The organism is Oscillibacter acetigenes (assembly GCF_025567605.1).
Lineage (GTDB): Bacteria > Bacillota > Clostridia > Oscillospirales > Oscillospiraceae > Oscillibacter > Oscillibacter welbionis.
The window spans coordinates 496,280-516,451 of record NZ_JAOQKG010000001.1; the positions used below are offsets into that span (position 1 = coordinate 496,280).

17 protein-coding genes, 2 pseudogenes and 1 riboswitch are annotated in these 20,172 nt (G+C 52.5%); of the genes and pseudogenes, 12 read left to right on the plus strand and 7 right to left on the minus strand.

Going from position 1 to position 20,172, the window contains the following annotated elements; translation table 11 throughout:
- Positions 1-20 precede the first annotated feature (20 nt).
- The 6 genes and pseudogenes from mobQ (at position 21) to OCV80_RS02645 (ending at position 9,051) form a co-directional block, all read left to right on the plus strand.
- Positions 21-1,634 (plus strand): MobQ family relaxase, encoded by a 1,614-nt coding sequence (gene mobQ, locus OCV80_RS02620; protein WP_394802905.1) that lies wholly within the window; start codon positions 21-23, stop codon positions 1,632-1,634.
- Between the two features lie 322 nt (positions 1,635-1,956).
- Positions 1,957-3,852: an AAA family ATPase gene (locus OCV80_RS02625; protein ID WP_267288176.1), complete on the plus strand. Its 1,896-nt coding sequence runs from the start codon at positions 1,957-1,959 to the stop codon at positions 3,850-3,852.
- An 85-nt stretch (positions 3,853-3,937) separates the two neighbouring features.
- Positions 3,938-5,437: pseudogene (locus OCV80_RS02630) on the plus strand (VirD4-like conjugal transfer protein, CD1115 family); the annotation flags it as partial.
- A gap of 95 nt (positions 5,438-5,532) precedes the next feature.
- Positions 5,533-5,661: pseudogene (locus OCV80_RS02635) on the plus strand (Maff2 family mobile element protein); the annotation flags it as partial.
- Positions 5,662-6,313: 652 nt separating this feature from the next.
- A complete protein-coding gene (gene tet(W) / locus OCV80_RS02640; RefSeq protein WP_002586627.1) occupies positions 6,314-8,233 on the plus strand; it encodes a tetracycline resistance ribosomal protection protein Tet(W) in 1,920 nt (639 codons plus the stop codon).
- A 50-nt stretch (positions 8,234-8,283) separates the two neighbouring features.
- Positions 8,284-9,051 carry a class I SAM-dependent methyltransferase gene (locus OCV80_RS02645; protein WP_002586626.1) on the plus strand — a complete coding sequence of 256 codons (768 nt, stop codon included), beginning with the start codon at positions 8,284-8,286 and terminating at the stop codon, positions 9,049-9,051.
- A gap of 125 nt (positions 9,052-9,176) precedes the next feature.
- On the opposite strand, the gene OCV80_RS02650 is transcribed toward OCV80_RS02645, so the two are convergent.
- Both OCV80_RS02650 and OCV80_RS02655 read right to left on the minus strand, forming a co-directional pair.
- A complete protein-coding gene (locus OCV80_RS02650; protein WP_136890931.1) occupies positions 9,177-10,475 on the minus strand; it encodes a tyrosine-type recombinase/integrase in 1,299 nt (432 codons plus the stop codon).
- Between the two features lie 95 nt (positions 10,476-10,570).
- The gene (locus OCV80_RS02655) at positions 10,571-11,251 is read right to left on the minus strand and encodes a helix-turn-helix domain-containing protein (protein WP_136890930.1); all 681 of its coding nucleotides are present in this window, start codon (positions 11,249-11,251) and stop codon (positions 10,571-10,573) included.
- A gap of 182 nt (positions 11,252-11,433) precedes the next feature.
- Here OCV80_RS02655 and OCV80_RS02660 point away from each other — a divergent pair, with 182 nt between their 5' ends.
- Positions 11,434-11,649, plus strand: a complete 216-nt coding sequence (locus OCV80_RS02660) for a helix-turn-helix domain-containing protein (RefSeq protein ID WP_136890929.1) — start codon at positions 11,434-11,436, stop codon at positions 11,647-11,649.
- 160 nt (positions 11,650-11,809) lie between these two features.
- Positions 11,810-12,127 (plus strand): plasmid mobilization protein, encoded by a 318-nt coding sequence (locus tag OCV80_RS02665; RefSeq protein ID WP_136890928.1) that lies wholly within the window; start codon positions 11,810-11,812, stop codon positions 12,125-12,127.
- Between the two features lie 82 nt (positions 12,128-12,209).
- Here the strand turns inward: OCV80_RS02665 and ribH are convergent, their stop codons facing one another.
- From ribH to OCV80_RS02690, 5 genes are all read right to left on the minus strand, one after another.
- Entirely contained in the window at positions 12,210-12,671 is a 462-nt protein-coding gene (ribH, locus tag OCV80_RS02670; RefSeq protein ID WP_136890927.1) for a 6,7-dimethyl-8-ribityllumazine synthase, read from the minus strand.
- On the minus strand, positions 12,658-13,887 hold the full coding sequence (locus OCV80_RS02675) for a bifunctional 3,4-dihydroxy-2-butanone-4-phosphate synthase/GTP cyclohydrolase II (protein ID WP_136890926.1): 1,230 nt from the start codon (positions 13,885-13,887) through the stop codon (positions 12,658-12,660). The genes ribH and OCV80_RS02675 overlap by 14 nt, the downstream gene beginning before the upstream one ends.
- Positions 13,888-13,898: 11 nt before the next feature.
- Complete coding sequence (locus tag OCV80_RS02680; RefSeq protein WP_136890925.1) at positions 13,899-14,546, minus strand: riboflavin synthase; 648 nt, start codon at positions 14,544-14,546, stop codon at positions 13,899-13,901.
- Positions 14,527-15,633 (minus strand): bifunctional diaminohydroxyphosphoribosylaminopyrimidine deaminase/5-amino-6-(5-phosphoribosylamino)uracil reductase RibD, encoded by a 1,107-nt coding sequence (gene ribD / locus OCV80_RS02685; protein ID WP_136890924.1) that lies wholly within the window; start codon positions 15,631-15,633, stop codon positions 14,527-14,529. Before ribD ends, OCV80_RS02680 begins: the two co-directional genes overlap by 20 nt.
- 154 nt (positions 15,634-15,787) lie before the next feature.
- Positions 15,788-15,902: riboswitch (FMN riboswitch) on the minus strand.
- Between the two features lie 274 nt (positions 15,903-16,176).
- The gene (locus OCV80_RS02690) at positions 16,177-16,554 is read right to left on the minus strand and encodes a TnpV protein (protein ID WP_136890923.1); all 378 of its coding nucleotides are present in this window, start codon (positions 16,552-16,554) and stop codon (positions 16,177-16,179) included.
- Between the two features lie 429 nt (positions 16,555-16,983).
- Here OCV80_RS02690 and OCV80_RS02695 point away from each other — a divergent pair, with 429 nt between their 5' ends.
- From OCV80_RS02695 to OCV80_RS02710, 4 genes are all read left to right on the plus strand, one after another.
- Positions 16,984-17,406: a sigma-70 RNA polymerase sigma factor region 4 domain-containing protein gene (locus OCV80_RS02695; protein WP_002586616.1), complete on the plus strand. Its 423-nt coding sequence runs from the start codon at positions 16,984-16,986 to the stop codon at positions 17,404-17,406.
- Positions 17,399-17,611, plus strand: coding sequence for a helix-turn-helix domain-containing protein (locus OCV80_RS02700; RefSeq protein ID WP_002586615.1), 213 nt, complete (start codon positions 17,399-17,401; stop codon positions 17,609-17,611). The genes OCV80_RS02695 and OCV80_RS02700 overlap by 8 nt, the downstream gene beginning before the upstream one ends.
- A gap of 550 nt (positions 17,612-18,161) precedes the next feature.
- Entirely contained in the window at positions 18,162-18,563 is a 402-nt protein-coding gene (locus OCV80_RS02705) for a plasmid mobilization protein (RefSeq protein WP_008980720.1), read from the plus strand.
- The gene (locus OCV80_RS02710) at positions 18,535-20,148 is read left to right on the plus strand and encodes a relaxase/mobilization nuclease domain-containing protein (protein WP_136890944.1); all 1,614 of its coding nucleotides are present in this window, start codon (positions 18,535-18,537) and stop codon (positions 20,146-20,148) included. Before OCV80_RS02705 ends, OCV80_RS02710 begins: the two co-directional genes overlap by 29 nt.
- Positions 20,149-20,172 lie beyond the last annotated feature (24 nt).

Consider the following 20,172-nt stretch of genomic DNA (forward strand, 5'->3'; position numbering starts at 1 on the left):
GCAACAAGGGGCTGCACCCCTTGCGCCGCTTTGCGGCTATCCCTGCACACCCACAAAAACAGTACACCCGCCGTTGGCGTCTGTACTGTTTTTGCGGGTTTTATTATCCTATCCGGGAGGTGATACCCATAGCCATTTACCATTGGAACATCGGCATTGTGAGCCGAGGAAAAGGCAAATCAGCCGTTGCCGCAGCCGCCTACCGAAGCGGCGAAAAGCTGACAAACGAATGGGACGGAATGACCCACGACTACACCCGCAAAGGCGGTGTTGTCCATACAGAAATCATGCTGCCGCCCCACGCACCGCCCTCATTCTCTGACCGTTCAGCCTTGTGGAACAGCGTGGAGCTTTACGAGAAAGCCGGGAACGCCCAGCTTGCCAGAGAGATTGACGCGGCGCTCCCCATAGAGTTATCCAGAGAGGAACAGATCCGGCTTGTCCGGGAATACTGTTCCTCTCAATTTGTTTCCAGAGGAATGTGCGTCGATTATGCCATTCACGACACCGACAGAGGCAACCCCCATTGTCATATCATGCTGACCATGCGACCACTTGACGAGCGCGGCGCATGGGCGGCGAAGTCCAAAAAGGAATATGACCTTGACGAAAACGGCGAGCGTATCCGCTTGCCAAGCGGCAGATACAAGACGCACAAAATTGACCTTACAGGCTGGAACGACAAGGACAACACCCTCTTGTGGCGCAAGGCATGGGCTGACTATACCAACGACTTTTTGGAGAGGAACGGAAGCCCGGAGCGTATCGACCACCGCAGCAACGCCGAGCGCGGCATTGACGAGATACCCACCGTCCACATGGGCGTGGCGGCTTGCCAGATGGAGAAGAAAGGTATCGCCACCGAGAAAGGCGAACTGAACCGCAGTATTCAAAAGGCAAACCGCCTTATCCGGGAAATCCGGGCGCAGATTGGGAAGCTCAAAGAGTGGATTGCCGACCTGTTCAAAGCGCGGGAAACCGCCCCAGAACAGCCGCCGCAATCTCCCAACCTCGCAAATCTGTTGATGAAGTATTTGAGCGTTCAGAGAGAAAAGAGCCGCAAATATTCCCAGAGCTGGCAGCAACAGCACGCCGCCGCTGAATTGAAAACCATAGCACAGACGGTCAACTATCTTTCCGAGCATGGTATTTCCAATCTTGACGAGCTGGACGCTGCCCTTTCCTCTGTTAGTGAACAGACTGACGCTATCCGAGTAGGCATGAAAGCCGCCGAGCAGCGCATGAAAGAACTGCAAAAGCTGATAGAGTACGGGAAGAATTACACCAAGCACAAGCCCGTCCACGACCAACTGAAAAAGCTGAAAAACGGCTGGACGAACAAGCGTGATAAGTACGAGGAAGCCCACCGCGCCGAGCTTGCCCTATGGGACGCGGCGAACCGCTATCTCCATGCCAAGCTGCCGAAAGAAACAAAGACCTTGCCTATTGTGGAATGGGAACAGGAATACGCTGCCCTCAAAGAGCAGAGGGACGGCGAGTATGGCAAACTGAAAGAAGCCCGCGCCGAGGTGGGCGAGCTTCAGAAGATACGCAAGTGCGTGGATATTGCACTCCGCGCCGACCAGCCGGAACAGACGCAGACTCGCACCAAGCGACACGAACAGGAGCGATAAGAAAAAGGACGGGCAAGCTGTTCTACTTGTCCGTCCGATGTAATCTCCGATAAATGGGAATTTGTTCGACATTAAGCTAAAATCAAGTATATCATTCCCAGAAGGGCAACACCTTCGCATACACAAATAATCTTAAAATTGCGAAGTTTCATTGTCCCTTTTTTATATTCGTCATAACTAAAAAACACTGTAAGCAATAATGCAATAATTGTAATTATTTGAATGTATAACATTTGCAGTTCCCTCCTCAAATTCCGATTTATCGATTTCATTGTACTTGATAACTATGAACAATTCAACCACAAAAAGCGAGGTATCAACCATGTATTACACCCAAGAACAAATAGACCGCGCCAACCAAGCCGACATTGTTTCTTTCCTGCAATCACAGGGCGAGCAGCTTACCCGCGCCGGACAGGAATACCGCTGGAAACGGCACGACAGCTTGACCGTCCGGGGAAACAAATGGTATCGCCACAGCCAGAGCAAAGGCGGCGGCCCCGTTGATTTTGTCATGGAGTTTTTCGGCAAGAGCTTCACCGAAGCCGTTGAACTTCTCACAGGGGAACAGGGAGCAGCCGCGCCGGACAGACCAAGCCCCGCACCCCTCTCTGATTTTCGATTGCCGCCCCGCAGCGATACCGCCGGACAAGTGAAAAGCTACCTTACCGAAGCCCGCCGCATTGATGAAGATGTGACGGGCTTTTTTCTTTCCAATGGCGACATTTACGAGGAAGCCGCCCACCACAACGCCGTATTCGTCGGCAGAGATGAAAGCGGCATACCGAGATACGCCCACCAGCGCGGCACAGCCGGGAACTTCCGGCTTGATGTGAAAGGCAGCGACAAAGCCTTTAATTTCTCCTATCGGGGCGCGGGCGAGCGGTTATTTGTCTTTGAAGCCCCGATTGACCTGTTATCTTTCCTCTGCCTGTTCAAAAAGGGCTGGCAGAAGCAAAGCTATTTGTCACTGGGCGGCGTGGGCGAGAAAGCCCTGTTGCGCTTTCTCTCTGACCGTCCGAACATCAAGACCGTTTTTCTCTGCCTTGACAGCGACGAAGCCGGAAACGACGCTTGCAGCCGCCTTGTGAAGCTCGTGCCGGAGGGCTACACCGTCCATCGGCTTATCCCTCTTTTCAAGGACTGGAACGAGGTATTGCAGCACCGGGCAGAAATCACAGACGGGAAGTATTTGCGGGAAGCAATCTACGGCTTGAAAGAGCCGCCGCAGGAAGAAACCGTTGAGATTATCCGCATGAGCGAGGTTGACACACAGACCGTTGAATGGCTATGGGAGCCGTATATCCCCTTTGGGAAAGTAACCATTGTGCAGGGCAATCCCGGCGAGGGCAAGACCACTTTTGCCCTACGCCTTGCCGCCGCCTGCACCACCGGGGGAACGCTGCCGGGAATGAAGTCATTGCCGCCATTCCAAGTAATTTACCAGACCGCCGAGGACGGGCTGGGCGATACCGTCAAGCCACGCTTGATAGAAGCCGCCGCAGACCTTGACCGGGTGCTTGTGATTGATGAAGCCAAGCGGGAGCTTACCCTGTCCGATGAGCGCATAGAAAAGGCAATCACGCAGAACGGGGCGCGGCTGATTATCCTTGACCCCATACAGGCGTACATGGGCGAAAAAACCGACATGAACCGGGCAAACGAAGTGCGCCCCATGTTCCGCCGCCTTGCCGATGTTGCCGAGCGTACCGGGTGCGCCGTTATCCTTATCGGACATCTCAACAAAGCTGCTGGAGGGCAGAGCGCATACCGGGGCTTAGGTTCTATCGACTTCCGCGCCGCAGCAAGGAGCGTCCTGCTGATCGGGCGCGTGAAGCGAGAACCGAATGTGCGCGTTATCGTCCATGACAAATCTTCCCTTGCGCCGGAGGGCAAGCCCGTAGCCTTTTGCCTTGACCCGGAAACGGGCTTTTCGTGGATAGGCGAATACGACATCACCGCTGACGAGCTGCTGTCCGGCGCGGGCGGCAACACCGCCACCAAGACCGAACAGGCGGAACGGCTGATACTTGACCTGTTGGCAGACGGGAAAGAGCTTGCCAGTGAGGACATTGTAAAAGCCGCAGCCGAAGCCGGAATATCCGAAAGGACGGTACAGAATGCCAAGCGCAACATGGGCGGCATTTTAGGCGCAAGGCGTGTCGGCGGTCAATGGTACAACTTCATCAAGAAGAAGCCACCCGAACCCGCAAGCTGAAAGTGCAAAACGCAGACCCTTTGCACTTTGCACTTTCGCACTTTCACGATAATTTGCGTCAATAACTCAAAAAAGCACTTGACAAAACGCTTCATGGGGAACCGCCGAGGACATCAAGCCCTACGTCGATCCCGCATTTGAGAACAACATCATTCTCACGCAGACGGAGCGGCTGACGATGAATAGCCGCCCCAAAGACCCGAAAACGGCGCGGAACAAAAATGTCCTGATCGTCGGCGGCAGCGGTTCGGGCAAGACCCGCTTTTGGTTGAAGCCCAATCTGCTCCAATGCACATCAAAAACCTATCCCACCAGCTTCGTCGTCACCGATCCCAAAGGGGACATCGTGGTTTCCTGCGGCCATGCGCTGCAAAAGAACGGGTATCAGATCAAGATTCTCAATTCCCTGAACTTCAAGAAGTCCATGCACTACAACCCGTTCGCCTACATCCACTCGGAAAAGGACATTTTGAAGCTGGTCACGACGCTGATCGCCAACACCAAGGGCGAGGGCAAAGCCGGTGACGATTTCTGGGTGAAAGCGGAAACGCTGCTCTACACCGCCCTTATCGGGTACATCCACTATGAAGCGCCGGTGGAGGAACAGAATTTCTCCACGCTCATTGAGTTTATCAATGCGATGGAGGTGCGTGAGGACGATGAGGACTTCAAAAATCCGGTAGACTTGATGTTCGACGAGCTGAAAAAGCGCAAGCCAGACCACTTCGCCGTCCGCCAATATGCCAAATTCAAGCTAAGTGCCGGCAAGACCGCTAAGAGTATCTTGATTTCCTGCGGCGCACGGCTTGCGCCCTTTGACATTCAGGAGCTGCGGGAACTGACGGCCTATGACGAGCTGCAACTGGACACGCTGGGCGACCGGAAAACCGCCCTGTTCATCATCATGTCCGACACGGATGATACCTTTAACTTTCTCATTTCCATGTGCTATACCCAGCTTTTCAATCTGCTTTGCGAAAAGGCAGATGATGTGTACGGCGGACGCTTGCCGGTTCATGTCCGCTGCCTGATCGACGAGGCCGCGAATATCGGGCAGATACCGAGGCTTGAGAAGCTGGTGGCGACGATCCGTTCCAGAGAAATCTCCTGCTGCCTTGTCTTGCAGGCACAGAGCCAGCTCAAAGCCCTGTATAAAGACAGCGCGGATACGATCATCGGCAACATGGACTGTTCCATCTTTTTGGGTGGTAAGGAACCCGGTACGCTGAAAGAGCTGGCGGCGGCGCTGGGTAAGGAAACCATCGACAGCTATAACACCGGCGAGAGCCGTGGCCGCGAGGTTTCCCATTCGCTGAACTATCAGAAATTGGGCAAGGAGCTGATGAGCGTGGATGAGCTTGCCGTGCTGGATGGCGGCAAGTGCATCTTGCAGCTTCGCGGCGTCCGCCCGTTTCTGTCCAACAAATATGATCTCACAAAGCATCCCCTCTACCGCTACACAGCGGATTATGACAAGAAATACGCCTTTGACATAGAGCGTTTTCTGTCCCATCGCCTCAAGCTCAAGCCGGATGATGCAGTTGAGGTGTATCAGGCAGACCTTTCCGGTGAACCTGTCGCCTGACGGCGGCAGTCTAATTTGACAACGACTCGATGAAACTTCGTGGGAGAAATGTACCCTCCAAAATCTAAAAAACATATTTTTCGGAGGTACTATTTATGGCTTTCTTTAATTCTGCTGTTGGTGTTCTTCAGACCCTCGTTGTGGCGCTGGGCGCTGGCCTCGGCATTTGGGGTGCGATCAATCTGCTGGAAGGTTATGGTAATGACAATCCCGGCGCCAATGCTCATGTACGGTAAGGAAGCAAGCAACCGAAAACAAGAGATAGACCGCCAGCACTACACTATTCCGAACCAAAGACCAAAAGATAAGCATTGTGGGAAAATCTAAACTTTTGGATTTTCCTACAATGCCAACTACGGCGGAATCCCTCCCACTCCTTATATCTTTCTGTATACATTGAATTTGTATTTAGTAAAATGCAGACAACACCACGGATCGGCTTTTGGTTGGACAATTCCAACCAAACACCACAGCAGACAGCAGAAAACATTCTGAACGCTAGGAAGCCGGTATGATTGTTACATATAAGGGGAAGAAAAATTTCTTTTAGGTACTTGCTTTCCTAAAACTGATGTGATACAATGATTTAATCCAGAAAAGGAGTAAAAAATATGCGGCAAGGTATTCTTAAATAAAACTATAATCAAATAGTGGGAACAAAGGATTATGATAGCTCCTTTTGTAGGGGCTTAGTTTTTTGTACCCAATTTAAGAATACTTTTGCCTTATCAATTTTGACATATCCCCAAAAACAGCAATCACAAACAGGTGTATGCTGTATATGTGTATGTCCGCAACTTATAATCCCCAGTGGTAAAAGTATTTTACTGCTGGGGATTTTTATGCCCTTTGGGGCTGTAAAGGGAGGACAATCACATGAAAATAATCAATATTGGAATTCTTGCCCATGTAGACGCTGGAAAGACGACCTTGACGGAGAGCCTGCTATATGCCAGCGGAGCCATTTCAGAACCGGGGAGCGTCGAAAAAGGGACAACGAGGACGGACACCATGTTTTTGGAGCGGCAGCGTGGGATTACCATTCAAGCGGCAGTCACTTCCTTCCAGTGGCACAGATGTAAAGTTAACATTGTGGATACGCCCGGCCACATGGATTTTTTGGCGGAGGTGTACCGCTCTTTGGCTGTTTTAGATGGGGCCATCTTGGTGATCTCCGCTAAAGATGGCGTGCAGGCCCAGACCCGTATTCTGTTCCATGCCCTGCGGAAAATGAACATTCCCACCGTTATCTTTATCAACAAGATCGACCAGGCTGGCGTTGATTTGCAGAGCGTGGTTCAGTCTGTTCGGGATAAGCTCTCCGCCGATATTATCATCAAGCAGACGGTGTCGCTGTCCCCGGAAATAGTCCTGGAGGAAAATACCGACATAGAAGCATGGGATGCGGTCATCGAAAATAACGATGAATTATTGGAAAAGTATATCGCAGGAGAACCAATCAGCCGGGAAAAACTTGCGCGGGAGGAACAGCAGCGGGTTCAAGACGCCTCCCTGTTCCCAGTCTATCATGGCAGCGCCAAAAATGGCCTTGGCATTCAACCGTTGATGGATGCGGTGACAGGGCTGTTCCAACCGATTGGGGAACAGGGGGGCGCCGCCCTATGCGGCAGCGTTTTCAAGGTTGAGTACACCGATTGCGGCCAGCGGCGTGTCTATCTACGGTTATACAGCGGAACGCTGCGCCTGCGGGATACGGTGGCCCTGGCCGGGAGAGAAAAGCTGAAAATCACAGAGATGCGTATTCCATCCAAAGGGGAAATTGTTCGGACAGACACCGCTTATCAGGGTGAAATTGTTATCCTTCCCAGCGACAGCGTGAGGTTAAACGATGTATTAGGGGACCAAACCCGGCTCCCTCGTAAAAGGTGGCGCGAGGACCCCCTCCCCATGCTGCGGACGACGATTGCGCCGAAAACGGCAGCGCAAAGAGAACGGCTGCTGGACGCTCTTACGCAACTTGCGGATACTGACCCGCTTTTGCGTTGCGAAGTGGATTCCATCACCCATGAGATCATTCTTTCTTTTTTGGGCCGGGTGCAGTTGGAGGTTGTTTCCGCTTTGCTGTCGGAAAAATACAAGCTTGAAACAGTGGTAAAGGAACCCTCCGTCATTTATATGGAGCGGCCGCTCAAAGCAGCCAGCCACACCATCCATATCGAGGTGCCGCCCAACCCGTTTTGGGCATCCATAGGACTGTCTGTTACACCACTCTCGCTTGGCTCCGGTGTACAATACGAGAGCCGGGTTTCGCTGGGATACTTGAACCAGAGTTTTCAAAACGCTGTCAGGGATGGTATCCGTTACGGGCTGGAGCAGGGCTTGTTCGGCTGGAACGTAACGGACTGTAAGATTTGCTTTGAATACGGGCTTTATTACAGTCCGGTCAGCACGCCGGCGGACTTCCGCTCATTGGCCCCGATTGTATTGGAACAGGCATTGAAGGAATCGGGGACGCAGCTGCTGGAACCTTATCTCTCCTTCATCCTCTATGCGCCCCAGGAATACCTTTCCAGGGCTTATCATGATGCACCGAAATACTGTGCCACCATCGAAACGGCCCAGGTAAAAAAGGATGAAGTTGTCTTTACTGGCGAGATTCCCGCCCGCTGTATACAGGCATACCGTACTGATCTGGCCTTTTACACCAACGGGCGGAGCGTATGCCTTACAGAGCTGAAAGGATATCAGGCCGCTGTCGGTCAGCCGGTCATCCAGCCCCGCCGTCCAAACAGCCGCCTGGACAAGGTGCGCCATATGTTTCAGAAGGTAATGTAAAGATACATAATCGTCAAGACGGCAACAATCAGAAGTTATGGAGGGTAACAATGGAATATAGTAAGGAAGATTTAATGGAAGCAAAAAAGCAAATTTGGGGAGTGGGAGAGAACATGGGAACAGAGGAAAGTAAAAAAATCTGGGAGGAGAACGCACAATTTTGGGATAATGCAATGGGTGACGAATCTAATGAATTTCACAGAGAGGTAGTGCGTCCCAAAGTAACGGAACTTCTATCTCCTAATCCTGCGGATTACATTTTGGATATTGCGTGTGGCAATGGAAATTATTCTTCGTATCTTGCACAAAGAGGCGCTTCGGTTGTCGCTTTTGATTACAGCAAAAAAATGATAGAATTGGCTAAAAGACGGCAATCACAATATGCAAAACAAATTGAATTTTGTGTGGCGGATGCGACCGATAGAAAAAGTATATTAGAATTAAAAAGAAATCGAGCCTTTACGAAAGCAGTTTCTAATATGGCAATTATGGATATTACGGATATTGAACCACTTCTTATGGCTGTTTATGAACTGTTGCAGGAAAGCGGAATTTTTGTCTTTGCAACGCAACACCCTTGTTTTGTCACGTTGACTGAAAAATATATGACACCGCACAGTTACTATGATATAGCGATTGAAGGGCAACCGAAAGAGCAGATTTATTATCATCGTTCCATACAAGATATTTTTAACCTTTGTTTTAGAGCTGGATTTGTCATTGATGGATTTTATGAAGAATGTTTTAAAACCAACAAAGAAATTCCTATGGTAATGATAGTAAGGCTTAAGAAGGTAAAACGTGATAGCTTAAAATAAATTCAAGTTTATTTGTTAAATCCCCTTGAAACCCTAATATGTCAAGGCTTCCCACAGATTAAATGTTCAAGCCTTATGTACTTTCCCTTGTTTTTGCCCTCACGGGCTGGAACAAGGGAAACTTTTTACTCCCCGCAGACCACCTTATCCAGCAGACGTGCGGAGGTACGCTTGGCTTCCCTCGTGGCGTGGGCATAAATGTTCATCGTGGTACTGACATCGGCGTGACCCAGCAGCTCCTGCACGTCCTTGGGAGCCGCCCCGTTGGACAGTAGATTGCTCGTGAAGGTGTGCCTGAGCATATGGAAATGGAAATCCTCCAGCCCCGGCACTTTCTTCTTCGCCTGACGGCACATGATGCTTACCGTCCCCGGCGTCTCAATGGCCCCGTCAGGGCGTAGACAGACAAAGAACAGCTCCCTATACCCCTCCGGCACTTCCACCGTCCTGGGCAGGGTGTAGACCTCGTAATAGGCCCGGTCTTTCTCCCTGACCTCGGTGCAGTAGTTCAGGCTGTAAAGCTCCCCATAGCGCAGGCGGTTCCCAATCTGCTCCTTTTTGGCCCTCCGAAGGATTGCCGCCAGCGTGTCGCAGAAATCCACGGTACGGACTTTCTTCCGCTTGGTGGCCCCGATCTCCGTCTTGTGCCTCGCCCCGTTGTAGCGGATGCTCCGCCGCACTGTGAGATACTGCTCGTCCAGGTTGATGTCCTGCCAGGTGAGGGCGCAGACCTCCCCAATCCGAAGCCCGGTGTAGTAGGCAATCTGAATGGGCAACAGGGCCGGATTGTCTTTCTTTTTCAGAAAGTCCTCCAACGCCCGGAACTGTTCATGGGTGAGGGTGGGCACCGCCGGGGCATCCCCGTTCTCCTGGGAGAACAGCTCGTATTCCTCTTTCTTCCCCCGCCATACTACATATTGCATGGGGTTGAAGCTGATGAGCCGCTTGGGGAACACCGCAAAGCGGAACGCCCCTTGCAGGACTGCCGAATACTGCCGTAAGTACCCTTTGCTGAGCGCTTTTGCCGCTGTGCCGTCCGGGTTTGTCCCGCCGAAGCTGAGCAGGTCGATGTAAGCTTGCAGGTGGTCAGGGGTGACACTTTTCAGCCTGCGGTTTCCAATAGGGTGCTGCTTGATGCGGTTGACCGTCCCTTGGTAGGCCATCACGGTGCCGTTGCTGAGGTTTCCGGGCTTCAGTTCTTCTTCTACCCACATATCCAATAACTGCCCCACGGTGGCGTTTTCAGACTTCGCCACGAACTTCTTCGCCTCGTAATCCTCCATCGCCTTGCGGAGCAGGGTCTCCGTCTCGGATTTGCTCTCTGTCCCGGCGAACTCCCGCTGTACCTGCCGCCCGCTCTCGTCCTCCACATAGAAGCGGTAGTACCACTTTTTGCCCTTTTTGCGTACAGAACCTTTTGCCATTGATGAAATGCTCCTTTCTATCCGTGGCAATCGGGCCTGTGACGTATGATGTGCGTTGCATCATTTCTGCCGGGTTTTCCCGGCATATTATGTTGTCAAGGTGCCACGGAATCGTTGGCGGCGTTCAGCCGCACTTGGGCGTCATGCAGGATGTTATACAGATAAACTGTATCTACCCTGGTACGCCCTTTGTCGAAGATATGTAGCAGCCCGTCCAGGAACCGCTTCATATCCTCAATAGGAGCTTCCATCTCCCGGCAATAGACCGGCACGATGATGTCGTCAACGTGGATGGTGTACTGCTGGATGGATTTTTTGAGGGCTTCATCCCCGGCCAGCCGGTCGATCTCGTTCAGCGTCCTGCCATAGTGCTGGGCAGTAATGGAGAACAGGTCGATCAGCAGGCACAGCGTAGAGGTCAGAAACCGCTGCTGGACTTCTGGCTGTACCGTTTTGGTCACAGCGTCAAGGAAGCTGTTGAGGTGGTCTAAGACCTCGCCCTCGCAGATGGTGCGGCTATCATCGTCCGCCGCCGTGATTTCCTTTTCCTCGGACAGCCCTACGAGCCATTCCGAGGTGGTTTGCAGGGCGTCCGCCAAGCCGTTGATGATCATGCTGCGGCTGGGATTGACCCCATCTGTTTCATACCGCTGGATGGTGGACTTGTTGACCCCTACCCGCCGTCCAAGCTCCGGCATAGAGATACCGATCTCGTTCCGGCGCTCTTTGATACGTTTTCCCACTTCTTTTGGAGTGAGCATTTCTGCGTTGTCCAAGAAGTTCACCTCCTATCGAGTATGAGTATAGCACAACTGGGTTTGATTTGCAACCCAATTTTACGTATATTTTCAAAAATATTTTTTAATACGCCTTAAAACGAGTTGACAGATGACGGCGCTTTAAGTATAATATCGGTGTTGCGGTTGCAAAACAAGCGCAATAGAAAGGGGCGTGCAGAATGAGCGCAGTTAAAATGGGGCTGACCATTGAGGAAGCCGCCGAGTGTACGGGCATTGGGCGGAACACCATGCGGAAGCTGGTGGACTGGGGCAAGCTGCCGGTGCTGAAAGTAGGCCGGAAAGCCATCATCCGTCGGGACACGCTGGAACGGTTCATGGCCGTCAATCAGGGGCGGAATCTGCTCCGGGAGGGCGATGTCCGCAGGGTCGAGTGACGGTTTTTTACCGGCTGAAAAGAGCAACCGGGGCGGCGGGGACGCACCCGCAAAATACGCCATGGGGGAAGTGGTACAGTCTTAGCAAGCAACGTATTGTGATATCACAATACCGCTTGACAGGGGTTCCACCCCTATGACCCCGGAGGAAGGAGAATCTATGCGAAGCAGAACCAACCAAATCATCATCCGTCTGTCTGATGAGGAACTGGCCGACCTCAACGAAAAGGTCAGCAGGGTACGGGGTTCCCGTGAGCGGTTTATCCGGCAGTGTATCAGCGGCGCTGCCATCCGGGAGGCCCCCTCCGTTGACGTGCCGAAGCTGATCTACGAAGTCCGCAGGGTGGGGGCCAGCCTCAATCGTATCCTCATCATTGCCAACGCCAAGGGCCTGCTGGAAGTGCCGGAACTCCGCAGGGCGATGGAGCGGAACCGGGAGTTGGAAGTACGTATCGTGGACGCCTACACAAAGGACTGACGGCAAAAAGCACCGCACAGCCAGAAGGCCATGCGGTGCGTACATAAACGGTTGGCATCATAAAACTGCAAGGCCCTTTTACTTAGAGTTGGCGAATCAGGTTTACCATCTCAATCGCACCAACAGCGCAATCATAGCCCTTATTCCCAGCCTTTGTCCCGGCCCGCTCAATCGCCTGTTCAATGTTCTCCGTAGTGAGAACGCCAAACATCACCGGGACACCGCTTTCCAGGGAAACGGCGGCAATCCCCTTGGACACTTCATTGCAAACATAATCGTAATGGCTGGTAGAGCCTCGGATTACTGCCCCCAGGCAGATCACAGCGTCATACTTTCCGCTTTTTGCCATCTTGGATGCAATCAGCGGAATTTCAAACGCGCCGGGAACCCACGCGACATGAATATCTTCCTCACACACATCATGCCGCTTTAGGCCGTCTAATGCTCCATCTAACAGCTTAGATGTAATAAACTCATTGAACCGTGCGGCCACGATGCCAACCTTGACCTCTTTTGCTACCAGTTTTCCCTCAAATGTTTTCACGGCGATCTTCCTCTCTTTCATAGGTTAAGATGTGTCCCATGCGCGTCTGTTTTGTTTTCAGATAGAACAGGTCGTAGGGGGTAGGCTTCATCTGAATGGGAACACGCTGTGTAATTTTCAAACCAAACTCCGAAAGCTGATAGAGCTTATCCGGGTTATTCGTCAGCAGCCGCATACTCTTTACGCCTAACTCCCTCAAAATCTGTGCGCCAATATAATACTCCCGCTCGTCCCCGGCAAAGCCCAGTTTCAGATTGGCCTCCAATGTATCCAATCCGCGCTCCTGAAGCTCATACGCCCGCAGTTTGTTCATCAGGCCAATGCCCCGCCCCTCCTGCCGCATATAGAGTAAAATTCCTCGCCCCTCTTTCTCAATCTGGGTAAGAGCGGCGGCAAGCTGTTCACCGCAGTCACAGCGGAGGGAACCAAACGTGTCCCCGGTCAGACATTCTGAATGGACACGGCACAACACATTTTCGCCGTCACCAATCTGACCCTTTACCAGTGCCACATGATGCTCACCGTTTAATCTGTTTACAAAACCATAAGCGGTAAATTCCCCGTATTTTGTGGGCAAGTTGACCTCCGCTACCTGGTCAACCAGCCTTTCGTGGCATTTGCGGTAAGCCTGCAAATCCCGGATGGTGATAAACTTGATTCCCCATCGTTTTGCCAGTTCCGAAAGCTCCGGGGTACGCATCATTGTCCCGTCCTCGCGCATGATCTCGCAGCAAAGGCCACATTCTTTCAGACCGGCCAAACGGCACAGGTCTACCGTTGCTTCGGTATGTCCGTCACGCTCCAGCACGCCGTTTCGCTTTGCCAGCAAGGGGAACATATGCCCAGGTCGTCGAAAATCCTCCGGCCTGCTGTCCTCTGACACGCAGGCCAGGGCCGTCACAGAGCGTTCAGCGGCGGAAATGCCGGTAGAGGTGGTCACATGGTCAATGGACACGGTAAAAGCCGTTTCGTGATTATCCGTATTTTGCTGTACCATCTGCGGGATTTTCAGCTTTTCCACATAAGCCTGCGACATGGGCATACAAATCAGCCCTTTGCCATAGGTCGCCATGAAATTGATGTTTTCCGTTGTGGCAAATTCCGCCGCACAGATGAAGTCCCCCTCATTTTCCCGTGTGGGGTCATCCGTAACCAGAATGATTTTGCCCGCTCGAAGGTCGCAAAGAGCTTCGTCAATAGTGCTGAACTGTATCATTGCCTGCCCTCCTAAAATCCGTGTTGAGATAAAAATTCTTTGGTGATTGTGGTATCCTGCCGCCTGCCCATGGTGGGGAACAGCAGCTTTTCTACATACTTCCCAATCACATCTGTTTCCAGGTTGACCGGGTCGCCCCTTTTCCGTTCCCGCAAAACCGTATTCGCCACGGTGTGGGGAATGGCGGAAATGGAAAAATCCGTCTGTGTGACTGCCGCCACGGTCAAGCTAATCCCGTCTATCGCCACAGAGCCTTTCTCCACGATATAGCGCAGAATATCCGGCGCCGCCCGCACGGTGAACCAGACTGCCGTATCGTCCCGCCGCACATTTGCCACCGTTCCAACGCCATCCACATGACCGGCCACGATATGTCCGCCAAAACGCCCGTCCGCGGGCATGGCCCGCTCCAAATTCACATGACTTCCCGTACCCAGCCGGGACAGAGCAGAGCGGTTCAGCGTTTCGTGCATGACATCCGCCGAAAAAGAGGTGTCCGATAAAGCGGTAACGGTGAGACAGATACCGTTGACGGCGATGCTGTCTCCGATTTTCGTAGTTTCCAAAACGGTTTCAGCCGCTATGGTGAGGATTGCGGAGTGCGGGCCGTGCCGGATTTGTGTCACCGTTCCAATTTCTTCAACAATCCCGGTGAACATGACTTGCCACCTCACTTTCCAGCAGAATGTCCTCCCCCAACTGCGTGATAACCATGTTTTTCAACTGGAACGCACAGTCGGGCAACGGTACACCAGCGCCCTCTACCGGCGTTTTTGCCGTCTGCCCTCCGAACAGCTTGGGCGCGATATATGCCTGCACTTTCTGAACGATGCCGCTTTCCAGCGCGGCCCAGTTCAGCGTGCCGCCGCCCTCCAACAAAATGCTGTCAAGGCCCTCCTGCCCCAGCCGTTCCATCAACCGCTCCAAATCAATGCGGCCATTCTTCCGTTCCGCCGGCAGAATACGGCAGCCGGCTTCTTCGTAGCCCGTCCATTTTTCACGGTCAGCGCAGCAGGTAACGAGGATAGTAGGAGCCTGTTTTGCCGTAGTGACTACTTGGGCGGTTAGAGGAGTGCGTAAATCGGTATCACAGATAATGCGAATGGGGTTTTTGCACCCGGCTTTCCGGCAGGTCAACAAGGGATCGTCGGCCAGTACCGTTCCAACTCCCACCATGATGCCGGTGTAGCGGTGGCGCTGCTCCTGCACATGATTTCTTGCCTGCTCTCCCGTGACCCATTTGGAGGCCCCTGTATAGGTTGCGATTTTTCCGTCCAGCGTCATGGCGTATTTCATCACCACAAAGGGGCGCTTTGTCTGGATGTAGTGGAAGAACACCTCATTCAGCCGGGTACATTCGTCCTCCAGGATATGTTCCGTCACCTCTATTCCGTGTTCTCGGAGTATTTGAATACCTCTCCCGCTGACAAGGGGATTTGGATCGCCGGAACCTACCACCACCCGCTTGATGCCGACGTTTAAGATGGCCTCCGTGCATGGTGGCTGATGCCCGTAGTGGCAGCAGGGTTCCAGTGTGACATACATAGTCGCTCCCTCCGAGGGCTCGGTACAAGAGGCAAGGGCGTTCCTCTCGGCGTGTGGCTGTCCACATTTTTCATGCCAGCCCCGCCCGATCACCCGGCCCTCTTTCACGATAACTGCGCCCACCATTGGATTCGGGGCCGTCCAGCCAACTCCCTTCTTTGCAAAATGCAAAGCCAAAGACATATAATCCTCGTCACTCATACCATCACCTCAAAAGCAAAAATCGCCCTGAACAAATCGTTCAGGGCGACGCAGATAGACACAGACATAGCGCCGGCATAAAATAAAACTCTGGATTGAAAACAATCCAGAGCAACTTACACGCACAGGGTGATAAACTTCATCCCTGTGTACTGCAAATCTTCTTTCATCCAGACTATACTGTCGGCTTCGGAGTTTCACCGAATCATGCCTTTCGGCTCGCGGGCTGTACCGCCGGTAGGGACTTACACCCTGCCCTGAAGATTTTATTCAATTGACAGAACTGAGTATATAGAATTATAGTTCGTTTGTCAAGAGGGTATATTTTAATTTCGCATTGCTTGATTTTCTTTGCAAAACATCCTTTTGCCTGGCGTGAAATGCAACAAAATGGGGTTGAAAGTTGCAAAGTATTGTTCCCTCTCCTTTTAGTCTGCCTTGTCTTATTTTCAATTACTGATATAGAGGGCTGCATCTTCACTGGCAGATAACTGTTTTGACGAGCATGAAAGCGGCAGGGTATATCCCCAGCCGCTTTCGTACTTATGCGTATATGATTTCATCATGAATCATTTCTACTGCCGCAAAACAGATATTATTCATCATTCCTACCCACTCCGCTTGGTTGGTAGCTTTCAACACTTCAGTAATTCCTTGGGCCTTCGACATTTGCCGAATGACGGTGACCATTTGCTCCTGTGCCTGCCGGTCAATATCGGCAAGGTAGCCATTCAGTTTGCCGCTTAACAGCAAAGCATTATAAAAGGCTGGGCGGTATTCTTTGAGATACCGCTTGTGCCGCTGACCCCATACGCCAACAGGCTGTCCTTCTTCAGCGGGTACGGTCAGACAGGGAAGATAGTAGTCGCCAATCAGTTCATACCAAAGGCCGTTGTTCTTGTCAAAAATGTACTTGTCCATAATAAAATCCTCCGCTATAATATATTCGCACATACGTCACAGTTCCCCGATTGCCACACGTTGCCATATCCTGTTGCGAGATTTTCTTGCCCTTGCTTTTGCCCTTATGAGTGGCCAGGGCAAGGGTAAACTTGTGTGAAACCGAATAAAGGGATAAGGCGAACACGCTGCGAAAAACCCTTTGTTTTCAAGGCTTTTGGAGGATTTTATTGAAAACCCACGGTGAGCGATAATCGCTCATAAAATCGTAGTATTCAAATTCAAGTTTGTCGGGTAAATAGCAAACCCAGCCGAGCCAGTCAACGGTCAAGATGAACGGCGCATATGCGCAGCCGTTGACAGCCCCGCCCGCCTTTGCTGGTAGGCAATCAAGGGGCGACAGCAAGAAGTGCCACCGCCCCGCACTATTATTCAGAAAGGGGAATTTCCATGACCGACCAGATAGCCTATCAAGAATATATCCAGCGCAGGTACAACGCCTTTTGCAAGACTGTTATCCGCTGTGCCGCCTTGGACAAGATTTTGAAGCTTAAACGGCAATGGGAACGGCAAGTTTCCCTTGACTATCTGATGAACGAGAAGTTTGTCCAGTTTGCCGCGTCGGAGCCGGACGAGGAATACCCATTTACCGTCTGCGGTCAGACCGTCCTGCTCTGCAACGCCGCCCTTGCCGACGCGATCTCTGTTTTGCCGGAGCAGACGCGGGAAGAAATCCTGCGCTATTACTTTCTGCGCCAGCCGCAGCGCGTGATCGGCGCGTGTATTGGCCGGTCACGCAGCACAGCGGGGCGGCATATCCAGCTTGCCTTGCAGCGGCTACGCGAAGAAATGGGGGTGAGCCGGTATGAGTAGACTTCTCCCCTATGAAACAATCCTCAAAGCCCGTGAGGGCGACCCAGAAGCCGTGAACGCTGTCCTGCTCCACTACGCCGGATATATCCGCTATTTCTCAAAAGTGAACGGGCAGGTCAACGCCGAGGTGGAGGACTATGTAAAGCAGCGGTTAATTGACTGTCAATTCAAGTTCCGGCTTGACGAACCACCGGACAAGTCATAAAAACTGAATACCAGCCGCCACCGACGCGGCCAGCGAAAGCAGTAAGTCTTGAAAAAGATTTACTGCTTTTTTTGTTGTCCGGCTCCGCTCCCGGCCATTTTGCCCCCTGCCGGTTGTAGTAGTAAGCGAGGAGGGAATTTTTCTGCCCTGGTGTTTGGCATTTGGAGCATTTACCCGTAGTAGAGGGCAAAGAGAAAGGATTTCTCCAACACCGGGTAGAAACCACTGCGTCCGGTGTCATTTTAGCGAAAGCGGGCAGGAATGCCCTTTACAGGATTAGTAGTAGCAGAAAAAGAGAAACAAACTTTTGTGGTTGCAGTTTTCCAAAAAAGTGGCGGACGGAAGTGAGAGAAAGTTTGCAGTCACGGAGAGCAAGTATCGACCAGTGTACCAAATTTCGCTTTTCGCTCATTTGTCCCCCGGTCAGATACTTGTTGGGGTTGCCACCCCAAACCCGCCTTTTGCGGCTTGCGCCGCTGAAAAAACTTGCCCCAATACTTGTGTTTTAGATAAAAATTGTCCGTTGCAGTTTGAAAGGAGTTGAGCCACCATGCCACACAAAACCTACAACACCCCCAAGCGGAAATGTGTTGTCAAGACCCGTCTGACCGAGGACGAGCGCAGAGCCTTTGAGGACAAATGCGCCGCCCTCTCCATGAGCCAGTCCGAGTATATCCGGCAAGCCGTTTTTTACAGCCGGATTTCTCCTGTTATCCGGGTGACTGCCCACAGCGAAGAAATGCTCACCGCCATATCTTCCCTTGTGGCGCAGTACGGGAAAATCGGCAGCAACCTGAACCAGATCGCCCGGTATCTCAACGAATACGGCGCACCCTACAACGCCCTGTCCAGTGAGGTGAGAGCCGCTGTTTCCGACCTTGCCGCCCTCAAATTCGAGGTGCTGAAAGTGATAGGTGAAGCCTATGGCAACGATCAAGCATATCAGCTCTAAAAATGCCGACTACGGAGCCGCCGAAGCCTATCTCACCTTTGAGCATGACGAGTTTACCATGAAACCCACCCTTGATGAAGCCGGGCGGCTCATTCCCCGGCAGGACTACCGGCTGGACACGCTGAACTGCGGGGAGGAAGATTTTGCCCTGTCATGTATCCGGGCAAATCTGCGGTACGGCAAGAACAGCAAACGGGAGGACATCAAGAGCCACCACTATATCATCAGCTTTGACCCACGGGACGCAGCCGACAATGGCCTGACCGTAGACCGGGCGCAGGCGTTGGGGCTGGCCTACTGCAAAGAGCATTTTCCCGGACACCAAGCCCTTGTCTGTACCCACCCGGACGGGCACAACCATAGCGGCAATATCCATGTGCATATTGTCATCAACAGTCTGCGGATTGCCGAGGTGGAGCGCAAGCCCTACATGGACAGGGCAAGCGACACCAGAGCCGGGAACAAGCACCGCTGTACCGCAGCCGCCATGCGGTATTTCCGCAGCGAAGTCATGGAGATGTGCCACCGGGAGGGGCTTTACCAGATCGACCTCTTGAACGGCAGCCGAAACAAAGTGACCGAGCGTGAATACTGGGCGAAGCGCAAGGGGCAAGCCAAGCTGGACAAGGAAAACGCTGTGCTGCTTGCCGAGGGTATCGCACCCCGACAGACCAAGTTTGAAACCGACAAAGGCCGTTTGCGGCAGACCATACGCCAAGCCCTTGCCACCGCCGCCAGCTTTGACGAGTTTTCCGCTCTCCTGTTGCGGGAGGGCGTGACCGTTAAGGAGAGCCGGGGGCGGCTGTCCTATCTCACGCCGGACAGAACAAAGCCCATCACCGCCCGGAAGCTGGGGACGGACTTCGACAAGGCCGCTGTCCTTGCTGTTTTCCAGCAGAACGCCCATAGAGCAGCCGCAAAGATGCAGGACAGACAGGAACACCAGCCGCAGCTTACTAAGGGCATACAGCGGACAAAACCCGCCCAAATCACCCCGAACCCTGACAGCCCGCAGCGGCTTGTAGATATAGCCGCCAAGCGAGCCGAGGGAAAAGGTATCGGTTATGAGCGTTGGGCAAAAACCTTTAACCTCAAACAGATGGCAAAGACCATGAATTTCCTTTCCGAGCATGGTTTTGCCAGCCCCGAAGAAGTGGACACAGCTTTGGAAGCCGCCATTTCCGGGCAGCACGCCGCCGGAGAAAAGCTGAAAGAACTGGAATCCAGAATCACCGCCAACAAGGAACTCATGCACCAGATCAGCGTTTACCGCAGAACCAAGCCCGCCCATGACGGGCTGAAAACTGCCAAGAAGCCGGAACGATACCGGGAAGCGTTTCATGCAGACCTGACGCTGTATGAAGCGGCGGTGCGGTATTTTCGGCAACAGGGCTTAAAGAAGCTGCCCGCCGTTTCCAAGCTGCAAGCGGAAAATGAAGCCCTGATTTCCGAGAAAAACGGGATTTACACCGAGTACCGGGAGCAGAAAGCCAGAGCCGCCGAGCTGCAAAAGGTCAAATCCAACCTTGCCGCCATGCTCCGGCAGGAACGGACAAAAGAGGTGCGTCGGGATTGGGAGCGGTAAGGGTGTTCCGTTTTGTTCCACCCC

Bases quoted from the DNA above. Each gene is read 5' to 3' on its own strand.
- OCV80_RS02625 (WP_267288176.1), top strand. From the start codon at position 1,957: ATGTATTACACCCAAGAACAAATAGACCGCGCCAACCAAGCCGACATT.
- OCV80_RS02645 (WP_002586626.1), top strand. From the start codon at position 8,284: ATGGAATATAGTAAGGAAGATTTAATGGAAGCAAAAAAGCAAATTTGG.
- OCV80_RS02650 (WP_136890931.1), bottom strand. From the start codon at position 10,475: ATGGCAAAAGGTTCTGTACGCAAAAAGGGCAAAAAGTGGTACTACCGC.
- OCV80_RS02660 (WP_136890929.1), top strand. From the start codon at position 11,434: ATGAGCGCAGTTAAAATGGGGCTGACCATTGAGGAAGCCGCCGAGTGT.
- OCV80_RS02665 (WP_136890928.1), top strand. From the start codon at position 11,810: ATGCGAAGCAGAACCAACCAAATCATCATCCGTCTGTCTGATGAGGAA.
- OCV80_RS02675 (WP_136890926.1), bottom strand. From the start codon at position 13,887: ATGATACAGTTCAGCACTATTGACGAAGCTCTTTGCGACCTTCGAGCG.
- OCV80_RS02680 (WP_136890925.1), bottom strand. From the start codon at position 14,546: ATGTTCACCGGGATTGTTGAAGAAATTGGAACGGTGACACAAATCCGG.
- ribD (WP_136890924.1), bottom strand. From the start codon at position 15,633: ATGAGTGACGAGGATTATATGTCTTTGGCTTTGCATTTTGCAAAGAAG.
- OCV80_RS02690 (WP_136890923.1), bottom strand. From the start codon at position 16,554: ATGGACAAGTACATTTTTGACAAGAACAACGGCCTTTGGTATGAACTG.
- OCV80_RS02695 (WP_002586616.1), top strand. From the start codon at position 16,984: ATGACCGACCAGATAGCCTATCAAGAATATATCCAGCGCAGGTACAAC.
- OCV80_RS02700 (WP_002586615.1), top strand. From the start codon at position 17,399: ATGAGTAGACTTCTCCCCTATGAAACAATCCTCAAAGCCCGTGAGGGC.
- OCV80_RS02705 (WP_008980720.1), top strand. From the start codon at position 18,162: ATGCCACACAAAACCTACAACACCCCCAAGCGGAAATGTGTTGTCAAG.
- OCV80_RS02710 (WP_136890944.1), top strand. From the start codon at position 18,535: ATGGCAACGATCAAGCATATCAGCTCTAAAAATGCCGACTACGGAGCC.